Below are 14,497 nucleotides of genomic sequence, written 5' to 3' on the forward strand. Positions count from 1 at the left end.
GGGGGCGACTGCCGATGAAGTTATCGCACTGGGTGCGCTCCCACGACCCCGCAACGGAAGATGCCGAGGCTCGGCCCTTACGAGGTCGGGGTGCCGTCCCATGTCCACGACGTCCGCCGGGGGTGGCCGGGCAGCTCCGTCCGGCCGGTGCACCACAGCAGGGCCGGCCACGGCTCATGGCCGGCGGGTGCGTCCGGAAACAGGCGGCGCAGCGCCCCCGTGCACAGGTAGGTCGGGGGCGACCAGTCGAGGCCCAGGCCGGCGGCCACGTCGTAAGTGTGGACGAGGACCTCGATGACCCCCATCGCGGCGAAGCCGGACGCGTCGGACGGCCCGTACCAGTGGAACGACACCCGGTCCGACGGAACCGTGGCGACCAGGGCCGCGAGCATGGCCGCGCTCGCCTCGAAGACCTGCAGCAGCCCGGCCGGGCCCTCCTTGCGGTCGACGAAAACGGTCAGCTCGGGGCCGCCCTCGCGGAATTGCTGCCAGCCGAACGGCACGTGCGTGGTGGTCGACGGGTGCACCGGCGCGAGCTGAGCGGCGTACGCGAAAAGGTCGTCGATCATGTGCTCGACGGTCTCCCAGCAGCTCCACTCCAACTTGCCCGCCGGCTGTTCCCAGTCGAGCTCGGTGGCCGCTGCGAGGGTTTCGCGGGCGAGAGCGGCGGCTCTGGTGACGTCTGCGGCGATCATGGAGCAATTAGGTGGGGCGGCCGACCGGGGTGCAATCGAATTCTTCGGCCGGAGGGGCGGCGGCGCGGCAAAATCGTCGAGCCGGCTTCGACTCAGGGGTATGGACGAGACGAACTCACTGCCTGCGGTGGTGTCGCGTGACGAGTGGCTGGTGGCTCGCAAAGAACTCCTGACAAGGGAAAAGGAAGCGCTGCGGGCCAAGGATCGGCTGAATGCCGCCCGGCGGATGCTGCCCATGGTCCGGGTGGAGAAGGAATATCGGTTCGAGGGGGCCGACGGAGAAGTGACCCTCGCCGACCTGTTTCTCGGGGAGCGGCAACTCGTGGTGCAGCACTTCATGTTTCACCCGGACTGGGATGACGGGTGTGGCAGCTGCACGGCCGCGGTGGACGAGCTGTCCGAGGGGCTTCTTCGTCACTTGAAGGCCCGCAGCACCACCTACGCCGTTGTCGCCCGGGCGCCTTTGAGCAAGCTCCTGGCGTACGGGGAAAAACGCGGTTGGGGTCTTCCGCTGTATTCGTCGTACGGGTCGGATTTCAACTACGACTACAACGTGACGATCGATGCCTCGGTGGCGCCGGTGCGGTTCAACTATCGGGAGGCGGACGAGCTTCGCGCGGCGGGGTTCGACTGGATGCTCAACCCCGACGATCAGCCGATGGAGCAGCCGGGCATGAGCTGTTTCGTCAAGGGCGGCGACGAGGTTTTCCACACCTATTCGACGTACGCGCGGGGGACCGAGCAGACCGGAGGGGCGTACGGGATCCTCGATATGACCGCCCTCGGCCGTCAGGAGGAATGGGAAGAGCCGAAGGGCCGCGCCGATGTTTCGCGAGGTCCCATTCCCGACTTCAGCTGACCGAGCCGGCCGCCGACGGAACGGCAATACGCAAGGCCTCGACCAGGCCGCGGTACAGGTCGTCGGAAGCCATGAGCGAATCGTGGGTGCCGACGGCCCGGACCCGGCCGCGGTCGAGGACGATGATGCGGTCGGCGTCGATCACTGTGGACAGGCGGTGGGCGATGGTCACGACGGCGCCGGTGGCGGCCCGGTCCCGTACGGAACTCTGGACCGCGGCCTCGGTCAAGGCGTCCATCTGGGCCGTGGCCTCGTCGAGCAGCAGGATCGCCGGGGTGCGGATCAGGGCGCGGGCCAGGGCGATCCGCTGACGTTCACCGCCCGACAGCTCGGCGCCGGAGATCGGGGTGTCGGCGCCCAGGGGCAGCGACGCGACCTTGTCGGCCAGGTGGACGCGGGCCAGCACCGACTCCAGCTCCTCGTCCGACGCCTCGGGGTGGCTGAACAGGATGTTCTCGCGGATGGTGCCCGGCACGACCGGGGCCTCCTGTTCCACGTACGCCAGCTCGCCGCGGATCTCGCTGTGCGTGAGCGACCGGTAGGGCCGGCCGTGCAGATAGATCTCCCCCGCGTCGGGGTCGAGGAAGCGCAGCAACAACGAGAACAGCGACGTCTTACCGGCTCCGGACGGTCCGACGATCGCCGTGTGGCCGTGCGCCGGGATCGACAGGGTGACGTCGTCGAGGGCGGGCGGACCACCGTCGGCGTAGCGCAGAGTCACCTCCCGTACGGACAAAACCGGCGCGTCGGCGACCCGCGTGCCCGGCGTCGGGGTGGACGTCTCCGACGACATCGCGTACACCTCGCTGATCCGGCGGGCCGCGGCGATGCCGGACTGCAGGGCCGTCACGTTCTGGGTCAGCTCGCCGATCGGGCCCATCAGCTGAAACGCGTACAGCAGAAAGGCGATCAGGCTGCTGACCTCGAGCAGGCCGGCGTCGGCCCGCCACGCGCCCACGCCGAGCACCGCGATGATGGCCAGCGAGACTCCGCTCCACGAGACCGTCCACACCCAGGCCGCCCGCCGCGCCGCGCGGATGTTGAAGCCGGCGGCCCGCCGCGCGTCCGACTCGATGCGGTCACCCTGGCGTTCCTCGGCCCGGCTGGCCTTCACCGTACGCATGGCCCGGAGCGTTCCCTCGAGCTCGCCGCCGAGGTCGCCCACCGCGTCCTGCGCCGCCTTCTGCGACTTGCTGATCGTCGGCAGCAGCACGGCCATGACCGCGCCCACGATCACCACCGCGGCCAGCGTGCACAGCAGCAGCACGACGTCGAGCGTGCCCATCAGCACCAGGGTCGCGAGGAAGGCCAGCGACGCGTTGATCAGGCCGACGATGCTCGACGACGCCTGGTGCAGCAGACCCGGGTCGGCCGTCACCCGGGTGACCAACTCGCCGGTCGGGCGGCCGGTCAGCTCGGCCAGCCGCGCCCGGAAATAGCGCTGGATCACCGAGAGTCGCGCGTCGAGGACGACCTGCTCGGCCAGCGTGCCCATCAGGATCCACTGCCAGAGCCCGATCACGGCGCCGATCACGACGAGCACGAGCAGCAGCGTGATCGGGCCGGCCAGCGCGTCGCCGGTGCCGAGCGTGTCAATGATCCGCTTGGTGGCCAGCGGGGCGGCGAGGTTGGCGGCGTTGGAGATCAGGCCCAGAAGCAGTCCGAGGACCAGAACGGGGAGGTGCGGGCGGAGGAGGCGCAGCAGAATCTGCATGATTCGTAGTGGAACATAGGTGTTCCATGGCGGGCAATGCCAATTCCCGTACAGTGTGGCCGTGACCTCCGGCATGAAGAACCGCACGCGGCAGGCGATCATCGATGCCGCGATCGACCTGCTGGCCGACAACCCGAGCTGCTCACTGGGCGACATCGCGGCCGCGGCGCAGGTCGGGCGCACAACGCTGCACCGGTATTTCCCCGAACGCGCCGACCTCCTCTCCGCGGTCGCCGTCGAGGGCGGAGAGCGTCTCGTACGGGCGGCGCGCCTGGCCGAACTCGAACGCGGCACCGGCGGCGAGGCGTTGCTGCGGCTCTGCCGGGAGTATTTCGACCTCGGCCCGCTGCTCTCCCTGGTCTTCAGCGAACAGGGCGGCGAATGCTGGGAGGCCCAGGACGAGACGTCCCTCAACACGGTGATCGAGCGCGGGCGGGGGGACGGCTCGATCGACCCGGCCCTGCCTGCTGACTGGGTGCTCAGTCTGTTGTGGTCTCAGCTTTATGCGGCCTGGTCTTATCTGGGGGAGCGGCCCGGGTCGTCACGCCACTATGTGCTCGATCTGCTCACGCGGACGCTGACCAACGCCCTGCGCCCGGGAGTGACGAGCTTGGCGGAGCCCGTACGGGGTGAGGGCGGCCGCGTCAAGTAGGCCGGCTTGTCGCGTTATCGGCTCGTCGCGTTGCCGGCCCACTGGGACAGCTCGCCGCGTTGCTCGCCCATTGCGTTACTGGCCCATTGCGTTACTGGCCCCACTGCATTACCCGCCCTCCCAGGGGGCCACCGGCCACGGCCAATTGTGGCGCAAAGGGCCGATCTTGGAATGGGCCGCTGTGGATAACTCGCGATTGTGGATAACTTCGGACGGGCGCTGGGACGCCGCTAGGGTCGGGGCATGGCGAGGACTTGGAACGATCGCAGTGCGGGGCAGCGGCGGCTGATCATCGGTGCTGCCGTTGTTGAGGCGGGCCTCAAAGCGGCGATGCTGATCGACCTCAAACGGCGGGGTCCAGCCGAAATCCGGGGCCCGCGATGGGTGTGGGCCGCCTCCACGCTGGTCAACTCCGCCGGCGTCATCCCGGCGGCGTATTTCCTCGTCGGCCGCCGCTAGAGGCACGTCGTGCTGAGGGGAACGCCGTGCTGAGGGAACGCCGTGCTGAGGGGAACGCCGTGCTGAGGGGAACGCCGTGCTGAGGGGAACGCCGTGCTGAGGGGAACGCCGTGCTGAGGGGAACGCCGTGCTGACGGGAACGCCGTGCTGACGGGACGCCGTGCTGACGGGACGCCGCGCTGAGGGGAACGCCGCATGAGAGGACGCCGTCTGTAAGGCCCGGCTAGAGGGGAAAGGTGTGGCCAAAACGGTCGACCTTGGTTTGCAGGTAGCGACGGTTCTCGGGCCTGACCGTAGGCGGCACGACCACGGTGGTCTCGATGTCAACGCCTCGGCTCATCAGCGCGGCCGCCTTGGCCGGGTTGTTGGTCATCAGGGCCACCGACGCGATGTTCAGGTCGCGGAGCATGCGGGCGGCGGTGTCGTAGGTGCGTTCGTCGGCGGCGTGGCCCAGCTGCTCGTTGGCCTCGATCGTGTCGGCGCCCGCCTTCTGCAGGACGTAGGCGCGCAGCTTGTCGGCCAGGCCGATTGCCCGGCCCTCCTGGCGCAGATATATCAGGACGCCGCCGGCGCCGGCGATGGTGGCCAGTGAATCGTGGAACTGCTCGTAACAGTCGCATGTGAGGGAGTGGAGGAGCAGGCCCGTGATGCACTCCGACTGGATGCGGACCGGCACGGCTCGTTTCCCGGCCACTTCGCCCCGCACCAGCGCGAAGTCGGGTTCGCGGGGGCGGCCCTCGTCGTAGCAGAGGATGCGGAAATCCCCGTACGCCGTCTGGATCTTCGTCTCGACGATTTCCATGACGGAGCTGTTCCCTGAGGTGGCTAGATCACTCAACCAGCCTGACTGTGAAGACGGTGCCCTGGCCGAGGGTGCTTTCGACGGTGATGGTGAAGTTGTGGGCTTCGGCCAGTTTGCGGGCGATGGCCAGGCCCAGGCCACGGCCGCCGGTGGCTCGGCTCCGGGATTCGTCGGCGCGCCAGAAGCGGTCGAAGATGCGGGGCAGGTTTTCGGGGGCGATTCCGACGCCGGTGTCCCGTACGGTGATGGCGGCCGCGCCGCCGCTGACCGTGACCGTGCCGCCCGCGGGGGTGTGGCGGATCGCGTTGGAGACCAGGTTTCCGACGAGCTGGCGCAGGCGTACGGGGTCGGCCGTGACGACCGGATCGCCGTCGACGTCGATGGTCAGGTGGACGCCGTTGGCCGCGCCGCGGTGGCTGTCGACCACCTGGGTCAGGACGTCGCGCAGATAGATCGGCTCGGGGTGGATGCGCAGCGTGCCCGCGTCGGCGGCGGACAGGTCGCTCAGGTCGTCGATGATGTGCTGCAGCAGCACCGCTTCTTCGTGCAGCAACGTGAGCAACTGCGCGTCGGTGGGGGCCAGGTCGTCCTGCGCGGCCTCGAGCCAGCTGCGGATGTTGGTGAGCGGGGTGCGCAACTCGTGCGCGACGTCGCTCACCATCGCGCGGCGCTGGGCCTCGGCGCGGTCGCGTCGTTCGGTGGAGTCGTTGAGCGCGCGGGCCAGGCGGCCGATCTCGTCTTTTGTGGACACCGCGGCGGGCACGTGCCGGTCGGCCGAGTCGGTCAGCGCGCGCAACGGCCGGACCAGGCGGCGGCCGACGAGCACGGTGACGACGATCGTGGCCAGCAGGACGGCGCCGGTCACGGCCAGGATCCGTACGGTGTTCTCGGTCGAGAGCGTGAACGGGTCGGGGTCGGATCGGGGGTCGGTGACGAAAAGCAGGGCGGGCGGGGCCACGTACGGCTGAAGAACTGCTCGCCGTGACTTCTCGACGCATCCGCCGAGGCGCGAGGCGTCCTTGGCCGGGAGCACACCCTCGGGCGCCGCGGTCACGCCGGCCACGGGACGTTCGGTCGGCCCCCGATCCCCGGCCTTCGCGAAGTAGGTCGAGAAATCTGGTCTGATACGCAGTTCGTAGAGGCGTTCGTCCAGTCTGAGGCAGCGGGCGACAGACCGGGCCAGCGACCGCAGGGCCCGGCTTTCGCTCTTGGTGACGATTGCTTCCAGTTGCGCGCACCCGGTGTCGAAGACGCCCGGCGACCGCTGCGTGATCACCAGCCGCCCGCTCGGGGTCTGGCCCACGGTCCCCTCCCCGCCGGATTTGCGCAGGCAGTTCAGCTCGTCGGCGGCCACCCGGCGCAGCAATTCCTGTTCGGCCGGCGGCACCCGGAACGGCCCGACGACGCGCCGGTCGATGCGGTTGCTGCCGCCGGTCAGGCTCAGGTCCAGGTGGAGCGGGTCGACCACGGCCGACGGGCGGGCCGTCCGCAACGAGGGACCCACCCCGGAGTCGACGATCACCGCCCGGTCCTCGGTCATCAGGGTGATCCGGCGGCCCAGCTTCTGCGCACGCTGCTGGATCAGGGCCGGCGCGCCCGTCCAGTCGGCGTGCGTGGCCGCGTACGTGACGAGCATGTCGTACACGCCCTTGTCGTCGGCGAGCGCGCGACCCTGCTCCTGGCTGATCGCCCGGGTGGCCGTGCGGACGGCGAGCCACGCGGTCGAGGCGATCCCGGCCACGGCGATCAGCACCGACGTGACCAGCAGCCGCGTGACCAGGCTGTGCCGCAGCGCGACCCGGCCGCGGCTCACGGCGTGCCCGCGGCCAGTTTGTAGCCGACGCCGTGGACGGTCAGCAGGTGTACGGGCCGGCGCGGATCGATCTCGATCTTGCGGCGCAGGTTCATCACGTGCACGTCGATCGTGCGTTCGGTGGAGCTGCGATCGATGCCGCGCGTGTGGTGCAGCAGCTGGGCGCGGGTGAAGACCCGGTCGGGCTGTTCCGCCATGGCCGACAGGATCGCGAACTCGCCGCGCGTGCATTCGATCGGCGCGCCGTCGACCGTGACCTGATGCCGTTCGCCGTCCACGGCTATCCGGCCGATCTGCCGCAACCGGGATCCCGCGGCCAGAACCCGGGGGGCCCGGCGCAGCAACGTCCGCACCCGGGCCATCAACTCGCGCGGGCTGTACGGCTTGGTCAGGTAGTCGTCGGCCCCGAGCTCGAGTCCGAGCAGCAGATCCTCCTCGGTTGTCCGCGCCGTCAGCATCAGCACCAGAACCTCCGATTCCTGCCGCAGGGTCCGGCAGACCTGCAGCCCGTCCAGCCCGGGCATCATCACGTCGAGCACCAGCAGGTCGGGGCGCAGGCGGCGGGCGCTGTCCAGGGCCGCATGCCCGTCGTGCACCACCACGGCCTCGTGACCTTCCGCGGTCAGGTAGCGGCGGACCACCTCGGCCTGACGGGGGTCGTCCTCCGCCACCAGCACCTGAGCACACATGGCGGCGATGATAGGTCCGTTCCGCACGCGTGATCCGGCTTCTCGCAATACCTGACGATTTCCTGACGAACTCCGGCCACGCTCGGTCGCCATGTGGAAACGATGGCTGATCACCTGCCTCGTGCTGGCCGGTGTGGCGGCCGGCGCGACGTTCGTGGCGACCCGGCATCAGGCCGGCCGGGAGCCGGTGGCCCGCGAGACGGTGGCGGTCACGACGGCCCGGCTCGAGCGGCGGACCCTGTCCACGGTCACGTCGCTGCCGGGGTCCCTCGGGTTCGGCGCGGGCCGGCCGCTCGCCGGGCACACCGAGGCGACCGTGACCTGGTTGCCGGCCCTGGGCACGACGATCCGGCGCGGCCACCAGCTGTTCCGCGCGGACGACAAGCCGGTGACGCTCTTCTACGGCGGGCTGCCGTTGTTCCGGCCGATCGCGACGCCCGCGATGAAGGGCCGGGATGTGCGCCTCGTCGTCGACAACCTGCGCGCGCTCGGCTATCGCACCGGCTCGCAGCGCAGCCGCGAGGAAGGCGAGCTCACTCCCGGGCTGATCGGAGCGATCAAACGCTGGCAGCGGGACCTGAAGGTGCCGGTCACCGGGACGATCGCGGTCGGCGACGTCGAGGTGCAGTCCGGAGCCGTACGGGTGGAGTCGATCGCCGTGCAGCCCGGCTCGCCGGCCAACGTGCCGCTCATGACCGTGACGTCGACCCGCAAGGTGATCACCGTGGCTGCCGAGCCGGCCGATGCCGCGGCCATCCGGCCGGGCGCCCGCATCACCGTTGACCTGCCCGACGACCGTACGGCGAAGGCTCGTGTCCTCTCGGTCGGCCGGAACGTCACGTCGAGCGAGGACGGCGGGAGCGGCGGTCCGCCGAAGCTTGCCGTCACGGTGACCGTGGACGAGCCCGCGAGCGTGGCCCGGCTCGACACCGCCGAGGTGCAGGTCAACTTCCCCGGGCGTACGCGCAAAGGGGTTCTGGCCGCGCCGATCGAGGCGCTCGTGGCCCTGAGCGAGGGCGGCTATGCCGTGCAGGGACCGAACGGACTGATCGCCGTGCGCACCGGCATGTTCGCCGACGGCTGGGTCGAGATCATCGGCGACGGCCTCGACGAGGGCACGGACGTGGTGGTCGCGTCGTGAGCGTTCTGTCGGTCCGCGACGCGAGCATGGTCTATCCGGGCGGCGTGACCGCGCTGGCCGGCGTCACCCTCGACATCGAGGCCGGTGAGCTGGTGGCGGTGGTCGGGCCGTCCGGTTCGGGCAAGTCGACGCTGCTCAACATCATCGGCACGCTCGACCGCCCGACCTCGGGCACCGTGGCCATCGCCGGTCAGGACGTGGCCCGGCTCCGCGATCGGCAACTGTCGCGCCTGCGGGCCCGTGAGATCGGCTTCGTCTTTCAGCAGTTCCATCTGACCGACGGGCTGAGCGCCGTCGACAACGTGACAACCGGGCTCCTGTACGCCGGGACGCCGCGCCGCCACCGCCGCGAGCTGGCCCTGCAGGCGCTGACCAGGGTCGGTCTCGGGCATCGCGCGGGTCACCGCCCGCAGCAGCTGTCGGGCGGTGAACGGCAGCGCGTCGCGATCGCGCGGGCGCTGGTCAACGAGCCGTCGCTGGTGCTCGCCGACGAGCCGACCGGCGCCCTGGACAGCGCGAACGGGCACGCCGTGCTGCAGCTGCTGCGCCGGCTCAACGACGAGGGGACCACGATCATCGTGATCACCCACGACCGGGACATCGCGGCGTCGATGCCCCGGCAGATCGAGATCCGCGACGGGCGGGTGGTGCGCTCATGAGCCCGATCGACGTGCTCGACCTGGGCTTTCTGGGGTTGCGGACCCGGCCCGCCCGGGCGGCGCTGTCCGCGCTGGGCATCGCGATCGGCATCGCCACGATGATCGTGGTCACCGGCATCCCGGCGTCCAGCCAGGCCGCGCTGCTCGACGAGCTGACCGCGCTCGGCACGAACACGTTGCAGGTGACGGCCGTGCCGGATCAGGAGCCGCCCACGCGCATCCCGGAGTCGGCGGTCGAGATGGTGCGCCGGATCGGTCCGGTCACCGAGGTCAGCGCGGTGGCCAACACCCATGCCCTCGTACGCCGCAACGACCGGATCTCGGACGGCAACGGCTCGGGGCTGACCGTGCTGGCGAGCCGGCTCGACCTGCCACGCACGATCAACGCGCGGGTGCAGTCGGGTTCGTGGCTCAACGGGGCCACCGCCCGTTTCCCGGCCGTGGTGCTCGGCTCGATCGCGGCGGCCCGGCTCGGCATCACAGGTCCCGGACCGCAGGTCGTGATCGCCGACCTCCGGTTCACCGTGGTCGGGATCCTGGCCACCACGCCGCTCTCGCCCGACATCGACCGCGCGGTCCTGGTCGGCTGGGAGGCGGCGCGCGGTTCGCTGGGTTTCGACGGGCATCCGACCGTCCTGTACGTGCGGTCCGAGGAGCCCGAGATCGAGCAGGTGCGCAGCGTGCTGGCCGAGACGATCTATCCCGAGCGGCCGGGCCGGGTGAGCGTGACCCGCCCGTCCGACGCGCTGGCGGCCAAGCGGGCCACCGAGAGCAGCTTTTCGGTGCTGTTCCTGGCGCTGGCCGCGGTCGCCCTGGTCGTCGGCGGCATCGGGGTGGCCAACACGATGGTCGTGGCCGTGCTGGAGCGCCGCTCCGAGATCGGTCTGCGCCGGGCGCTGGGCGCCACCCGCGGCCAGATCCGTCTGCAGTTCCTGACCGAGTCGGTGGTGCTGGCCACCATCGGCGGCCTGGCCGGCGCGGGGCTGGGTCTGGCCGCCACCGTCGGCTACGCCTGGTGGCAGCAGTGGCCCTTGGTCGTGCCGGTTGAGGCCGCCCTGACCGGGGCCGGGGGAGCCGTCGTGATCGGCGTGCTCGCCGGGTTGTATCCCAGCGTGCGCGCCGCCCGGCTCACCCCGACCCAGGCGCTGGCCTCGATCTAGTTTTTTGCGGCGACCTCGCGCTCGCAGTCGGGCGCGAGGTCCAAACCCATCCGGATCGAACGGGAGTCGTTCTGTTCGCCGCCGAACGCGTAACTGAGGCCGTCGTCGGCCACCTCGACGAGCTTGACGCCCTTGGCCTTCAGGCACTTCACCACCGCGACGGCGAAATCGCGGGCCTCCGGGTTGGCCGGGTCCTTTTCCCACGGGGGCAGCGGATAGAACTGCGCCTCGCAGACCCGGTACGCCTCGTCCATCGCCTTGCCGGCCGGTTGCGCGGTGAACCCGGCGTCCTCGGCCGCTTTCCGCTTGAGTTCGTCGGGGGCGAAGCCCTTCTGCTTGAGGCATTTGTTGTACGGCCCGAGCATCGCCTCGAACTCTTCCGGGGTGGTGTCGAGCCGTTCCCGCGGACGCTGCGCCGCCTTGTCCGACGCTTTGGCCTGCGGCGCCGTGCTCGTCAGCGTGGCGACCTTCCCGGTGCCGCCGCCGCCGTCGTCGTCGCCGGCCTCCTTGGACCCGCACGCCGACACCGCAGTCAGCGCGATCGCCGCGACCACCAGCGCATGACTTCTCCGCATGAGACAACCTCCTTGCCCGTACGCCCGTCGCTGTGTCGCTCCGTGGCGAACGGCCAGCCTTCCGGCCGGAAGTGAGGAAGCTGTCAGGTTCAGTTGTGCTGAACGGTCAGGGCGTAGAACTTCACCTTGGCCCCGTTGGAGGTGCTCTCGGAGGACGACTGATTGTACGAGCCGGCCTTGAAGTACTGCTTGTACGGGTTGAACGACGACGGGATCGTGTAGTTGGTCCGGTTCCCGTTGATGGTCAGACTGGCCTTGTTGCCGGACACGTTGATCACGTAGGTCCACCGCTGGCCGATCGGCACGTTGCCCAGCTTGTGCAGCGTCTGGCCGTCGGTCGGGCTGCGCTGCTGGCCGAGATAGATGTCGCCGTTGGCGCGGTAGTAGAGCTCGAGCAGCGGCTTGGTCGACGTGCCGCCGGTGCCCAGCTTGACCTGGCCGACCGCGACGTTCTTGGTGACCGACACGATCCGCAGGTCGGCGCTGAGCGTGTGGTTGCCGGCCAGCGACCAGTTGGCGGCCGAGCCGTTGGAGTTCATCTCGCGTAGCTCCGAACGCGCGTACTTGGAGTTGGGGGTGGTCACGCCCTTCTCCGGCGCGAAGAAGGTCATCGAGCCGTCGTTCTTGTCGGTCCAGAAGTAGGCCGGGTTGGTGTACCCGTTGGCCCCCTTGAGCTGGGCCGGTGAGATGGTGTCGGGGCTGCCGGGGGAGCCGATGGGCAGTTGCAGCGACCAGACCGAGAGGTTGAAGTTGCCGCCGGGGGCGACGGCGGGGTTGAGGGCGGCCGCATTGGCGTTGGTCACGCCGAGGAGGCCGAGTCCGCCGACCACCACTGTGGACAGCGCGGCGGCGAGCAGGGTGCGCTTCTTCATGGGGGATACCTCTTTGCCTCTTGGGGGATTGGCAAGGTGGTTAACAGTAAAGAAGTCTATCGATCGTCTGTCAATGGAAAGCGCTTGCCAACCTCGGCCACCCCCTACGATCCGGGCTATGCCGACCGACCGGTTCAGCGAGACCGTCCACCTCGCCGCCGCGCCCGCGACCGTCTACGCCCACCTGCTCGACCCGCACAACTACCTCGGGCTCTCCCCGCTGATCGTGGCCGTCCGCGACATCCGCCACACCCCGGCCGCCACCACCTATGTGGCCGTCGAGCGTTTCCGGATCGGCCCGCTCCACCGGGACAACCACATTCGCGTCACCCTGACCGGCGAGATCCCCGACGTGCGCCTGGTCAGCGACGTGGTCAGCCCCGGCGCCGTACGCCTGCGGGCCACCGTCGACCTCGCCGCCACGGCCGACGGCACCGCCCTCACCGAATCGGTCGAGGTCAGCTCCCCGTCGCTGCTGCGCGGCTTCGTCGTCAAACAGGCCACTTCCGTGCAGAAGGTGCGGCTGGCCGAGCTGGCCCGTCGCTTCACCCCGTGAGCGGCCGGCCGATCGCCGGCCCGCCGACCAGGCGATGCTCCGGCCATGACCAGTCGGGCGCGTCGATCGGCCAGTCGGCCGCGTCGTCCCGCGGCTCGTAGCCGATCGCTTGCGCGCCGGCGCCGGAGAACCAGCGGTCCGCGTTGGCCGAAATGCCCCACACGACGTGCCATCCGTCCGCCCGCAGCGACGCCTTGACCAGGCGGGCCGCGTCGTCGGGGGACAGCCACAACGCCCGGTCCCGGGGCTCGCGCGGCTCGGGGAAGCACGCCCCGATCCGCAGGCAGACGACGTGCAGCCCGTGATGGTCGTGGTACATCCGCGCGAGCGACTCCGTGGCGGCCTTGCTCCAGCCGTAGTACGAGTCCGGCCGCGGCGTGACGTCGTCGGGCAGCCCGTCCGGCCCGGCCTCCTCGCGCGACCAGTAACCCGCCGCGTGGTTGCTCGACGCCAGCACCACCCGCGGCACGCCGTTCGTGACCGCCGCCCGGAGCACGTTTTCGGTGCCGCGTACGTTGACCGACAGCACCTCGTCGAACGTCCCGCCACCGGCGATCGCCCCCAGGTGCACGATCGCCTCCACGCCCCGCGAGGCCTCCACGACCGCGGTCGCATCGGTGACGTCGACCGGAGTGAGCCGCCAGGCAAGGTCGAGCCGCTCCCGCAACATGTGCCCGATCCGCCCCGAGGCGCCGGTCATGAGAATGTCCGCCATGCTACGGATTCAACGTGATCCAGGACCCCGAGGCGGCGGATTGCTCCATGGCGTCCAGCGCCTCGGCCGCCCGGATCGCGTCGACCAGCGTTGCCCCGTACGGCTTCCCGTCGGCCACCGAACGCAGGAACCGCGCCGCCTCGATCACCTTGAGGTCGTCGTAGCCCATCGGAATGCCGGCCCCCGGCTGGAATGCCCCGAAGTCCGCGTCGAGAGGACCGGCGAAGACAGTCTGCACCGGTTCGTCCTGATACGACGAACCCGCGGCGACCCCCAGCTCGCCCATCCGGCGGAAGTCCCAGAAGAGCGCGCCCCGGGTGCCGTGAATCTCGAAGCCGTAGCTGTTCTGTTCGCCCACGGCGACGCGGCTGCAATCGAGCATCACCCGCGCGCCGGAGGTCATCCGCAGCAGGCTGCCGAAATAGTCGTCGTTCTCGACCGGCCCCGGCTCGCCGCTGCCCCGTTCGTGCCCGGCCGTGGCGGCGGTCGGACGCGGCCTGGAAGGAATGAAGACCGCGGTGTCGGCGACCAGCGAACCGATCTCGCCGAGCAGGTAGCGCACCAGGTCGACGCCGTGCGCCCCGAGGTCGCCGAGCACCCCGTTGCCGCCCCGCGCCCGCTCAAACCGCCAGCTCAACGCGCCGTCCGGGTGGGCCGCGTAGTCGCTGAGGAACCGGAACCGGGCATGCGTGACCGTCCCGATCTCCCCGCCCGCGATCAACTCCCGGGCCTTCTCGACGGCCGGCGCGTTCCGATAGTTGAACCCCACGGTGACCTGCACGTCCCCGACGATGGCGCGGGCATCGCCGGCGCTCAGCCCGACCGGCTTCTCGATCCAGATGTGCTGCCCGGCCGCCGCGAACGCGCTGCCCATCTCGCGGTGCAGAAAGTTGGGGGCGGTGATGCTGACGGCCTGCACCCGCGAATCCCCGACGAGCGCCCGCCAGTCCAGGGCCGGCTCCGCGAACCCGAACTGCCGGGCGGCCTGCTCGGCCCGCCCCGGCACCTCATCGGCCACCGCCACGAGCCGGACCGGACCGATCGCCGGAAAGTGGTGCGGAACGCGCGCATAGGCCTGCGCGTGCACCCGTCCCATCCAGCCGAACCCGACAACCGCGACGCCGACGTCCATCGAC

General features: G+C 70.3%; 16 protein-coding genes. 7 read left to right on the forward strand and 9 right to left on the reverse strand.

Annotated features, from left to right (window positions below):
• Window positions 1-77: 77 nt before the first annotated feature.
• Window positions 78-695 carry a maleylpyruvate isomerase N-terminal domain-containing protein gene (locus ACZ3I4_RS02120; protein WP_465379997.1) on the reverse strand — a complete coding sequence of 206 codons (618 nt, stop codon included), beginning with the start codon at window positions 693-695 and terminating at the stop codon, window positions 78-80.
• Between the two features lie 100 nt (window positions 696-795).
• On the opposite strand from ACZ3I4_RS02120, the gene ACZ3I4_RS02125 reads away from it, so the two are divergent.
• Window positions 796-1,554 (forward strand): DUF899 domain-containing protein, encoded by a 759-nt coding sequence (locus ACZ3I4_RS02125; protein WP_465379998.1) that lies wholly within the window; start codon window positions 796-798, stop codon window positions 1,552-1,554.
• Here ACZ3I4_RS02125 and ACZ3I4_RS02130 read toward each other — a convergent pair.
• The gene (locus ACZ3I4_RS02130; RefSeq protein ID WP_465379999.1) at window positions 1,547-3,268 is read right to left on the reverse strand and encodes an ABC transporter ATP-binding protein; all 1,722 of its coding nucleotides are present in this window, start codon (window positions 3,266-3,268) and stop codon (window positions 1,547-1,549) included. The genes ACZ3I4_RS02125 and ACZ3I4_RS02130 overlap by 8 nt on opposite strands.
• 61 nt (window positions 3,269-3,329) lie before the next feature.
• On the opposite strand from ACZ3I4_RS02130, the gene ACZ3I4_RS02135 reads away from it, so the two are divergent.
• Complete coding sequence (locus ACZ3I4_RS02135; RefSeq protein ID WP_465380000.1) at window positions 3,330-3,920, forward strand: TetR/AcrR family transcriptional regulator; 591 nt, start codon at window positions 3,330-3,332, stop codon at window positions 3,918-3,920.
• A 243-nt stretch (window positions 3,921-4,163) separates the two neighbouring features.
• Window positions 4,164-4,379, forward strand: coding sequence for a hypothetical protein (locus ACZ3I4_RS02140; RefSeq protein WP_465380001.1), 216 nt, complete (start codon window positions 4,164-4,166; stop codon window positions 4,377-4,379).
• A gap of 223 nt (window positions 4,380-4,602) precedes the next feature.
• On the opposite strand, the gene ACZ3I4_RS02145 is transcribed toward ACZ3I4_RS02140, so the two are convergent.
• The 3 genes from ACZ3I4_RS02145 to ACZ3I4_RS02155 are packed head-to-tail and all read right to left on the reverse strand — an operon-like array spanning window position 4,603 to window position 7,683.
• Complete coding sequence (locus tag ACZ3I4_RS02145) at window positions 4,603-5,181, reverse strand: GTP cyclohydrolase II (protein ID WP_465380002.1); 579 nt, start codon at window positions 5,179-5,181, stop codon at window positions 4,603-4,605.
• 28 nt (window positions 5,182-5,209) lie between these two features.
• Window positions 5,210-6,994, reverse strand: coding sequence for a sensor histidine kinase (locus tag ACZ3I4_RS02150; protein ID WP_465380003.1), 1,785 nt, complete (start codon window positions 6,992-6,994; stop codon window positions 5,210-5,212).
• Window positions 6,991-7,683, reverse strand: coding sequence for a response regulator (locus tag ACZ3I4_RS02155; RefSeq protein ID WP_465380004.1), 693 nt, complete (start codon window positions 7,681-7,683; stop codon window positions 6,991-6,993). Before ACZ3I4_RS02155 ends, ACZ3I4_RS02150 begins: the two co-directional genes overlap by 4 nt.
• A 91-nt stretch (window positions 7,684-7,774) precedes the next feature.
• On the opposite strand from ACZ3I4_RS02155, the gene ACZ3I4_RS02160 reads away from it, so the two are divergent.
• Genes ACZ3I4_RS02160 through ACZ3I4_RS02170 form a run of 3 tightly spaced genes read left to right on the forward strand, consistent with a single transcriptional unit; the run spans window position 7,775 to window position 10,643 of the window.
• Window positions 7,775-8,824 (forward strand): hypothetical protein, encoded by a 1,050-nt coding sequence (locus ACZ3I4_RS02160; RefSeq protein ID WP_465380005.1) that lies wholly within the window; start codon window positions 7,775-7,777, stop codon window positions 8,822-8,824.
• 26 nt (window positions 8,825-8,850) lie between these two features.
• On the forward strand, window positions 8,851-9,483 hold the full coding sequence (locus ACZ3I4_RS02165; protein ID WP_465380442.1) for an ABC transporter ATP-binding protein: 633 nt from the start codon (window positions 8,851-8,853) through the stop codon (window positions 9,481-9,483).
• Complete coding sequence (locus ACZ3I4_RS02170; RefSeq protein ID WP_465380006.1) at window positions 9,480-10,643, forward strand: ABC transporter permease; 1,164 nt, start codon at window positions 9,480-9,482, stop codon at window positions 10,641-10,643. The genes ACZ3I4_RS02165 and ACZ3I4_RS02170 overlap by 4 nt, the downstream gene beginning before the upstream one ends.
• Here ACZ3I4_RS02170 and ACZ3I4_RS02175 read toward each other — a convergent pair.
• Complete coding sequence (locus ACZ3I4_RS02175) at window positions 10,640-11,218, reverse strand: hypothetical protein (RefSeq protein ID WP_465380007.1); 579 nt, start codon at window positions 11,216-11,218, stop codon at window positions 10,640-10,642. The two genes, ACZ3I4_RS02170 and ACZ3I4_RS02175, sit on opposite strands and share 4 nt — an antisense overlap.
• Before the next feature lie 89 nt (window positions 11,219-11,307).
• Window positions 11,308-12,090 carry a polysaccharide lyase family 7 protein gene (locus ACZ3I4_RS02180; protein ID WP_465380008.1) on the reverse strand — a complete coding sequence of 261 codons (783 nt, stop codon included), beginning with the start codon at window positions 12,088-12,090 and terminating at the stop codon, window positions 11,308-11,310.
• Between the two features lie 118 nt (window positions 12,091-12,208).
• Here ACZ3I4_RS02180 and ACZ3I4_RS02185 point away from each other — a divergent pair, with 118 nt between their 5' ends.
• Entirely contained in the window at window positions 12,209-12,646 is a 438-nt protein-coding gene (locus ACZ3I4_RS02185; RefSeq protein WP_465380009.1) for an SRPBCC family protein, read from the forward strand.
• On the opposite strand, the gene ACZ3I4_RS02190 is transcribed toward ACZ3I4_RS02185, so the two are convergent.
• Together ACZ3I4_RS02190 and ACZ3I4_RS02195 are read right to left on the reverse strand one after the other, a co-directional pair.
• Window positions 12,636-13,361, reverse strand: a complete 726-nt coding sequence (locus ACZ3I4_RS02190) for an NAD-dependent epimerase/dehydratase family protein (protein ID WP_465380010.1) — start codon at window positions 13,359-13,361, stop codon at window positions 12,636-12,638. The genes ACZ3I4_RS02185 and ACZ3I4_RS02190 overlap by 11 nt on opposite strands.
• 1 nt (window position 13,362) lies before the next feature.
• Window positions 13,363-14,493, reverse strand: coding sequence for a Gfo/Idh/MocA family protein (locus ACZ3I4_RS02195; protein WP_465380011.1), 1,131 nt, complete (start codon window positions 14,491-14,493; stop codon window positions 13,363-13,365).
• Window positions 14,494-14,497 lie beyond the last annotated feature (4 nt).

This window comes from Actinoplanes sp. NPDC021490 (assembly GCF_055562135.1).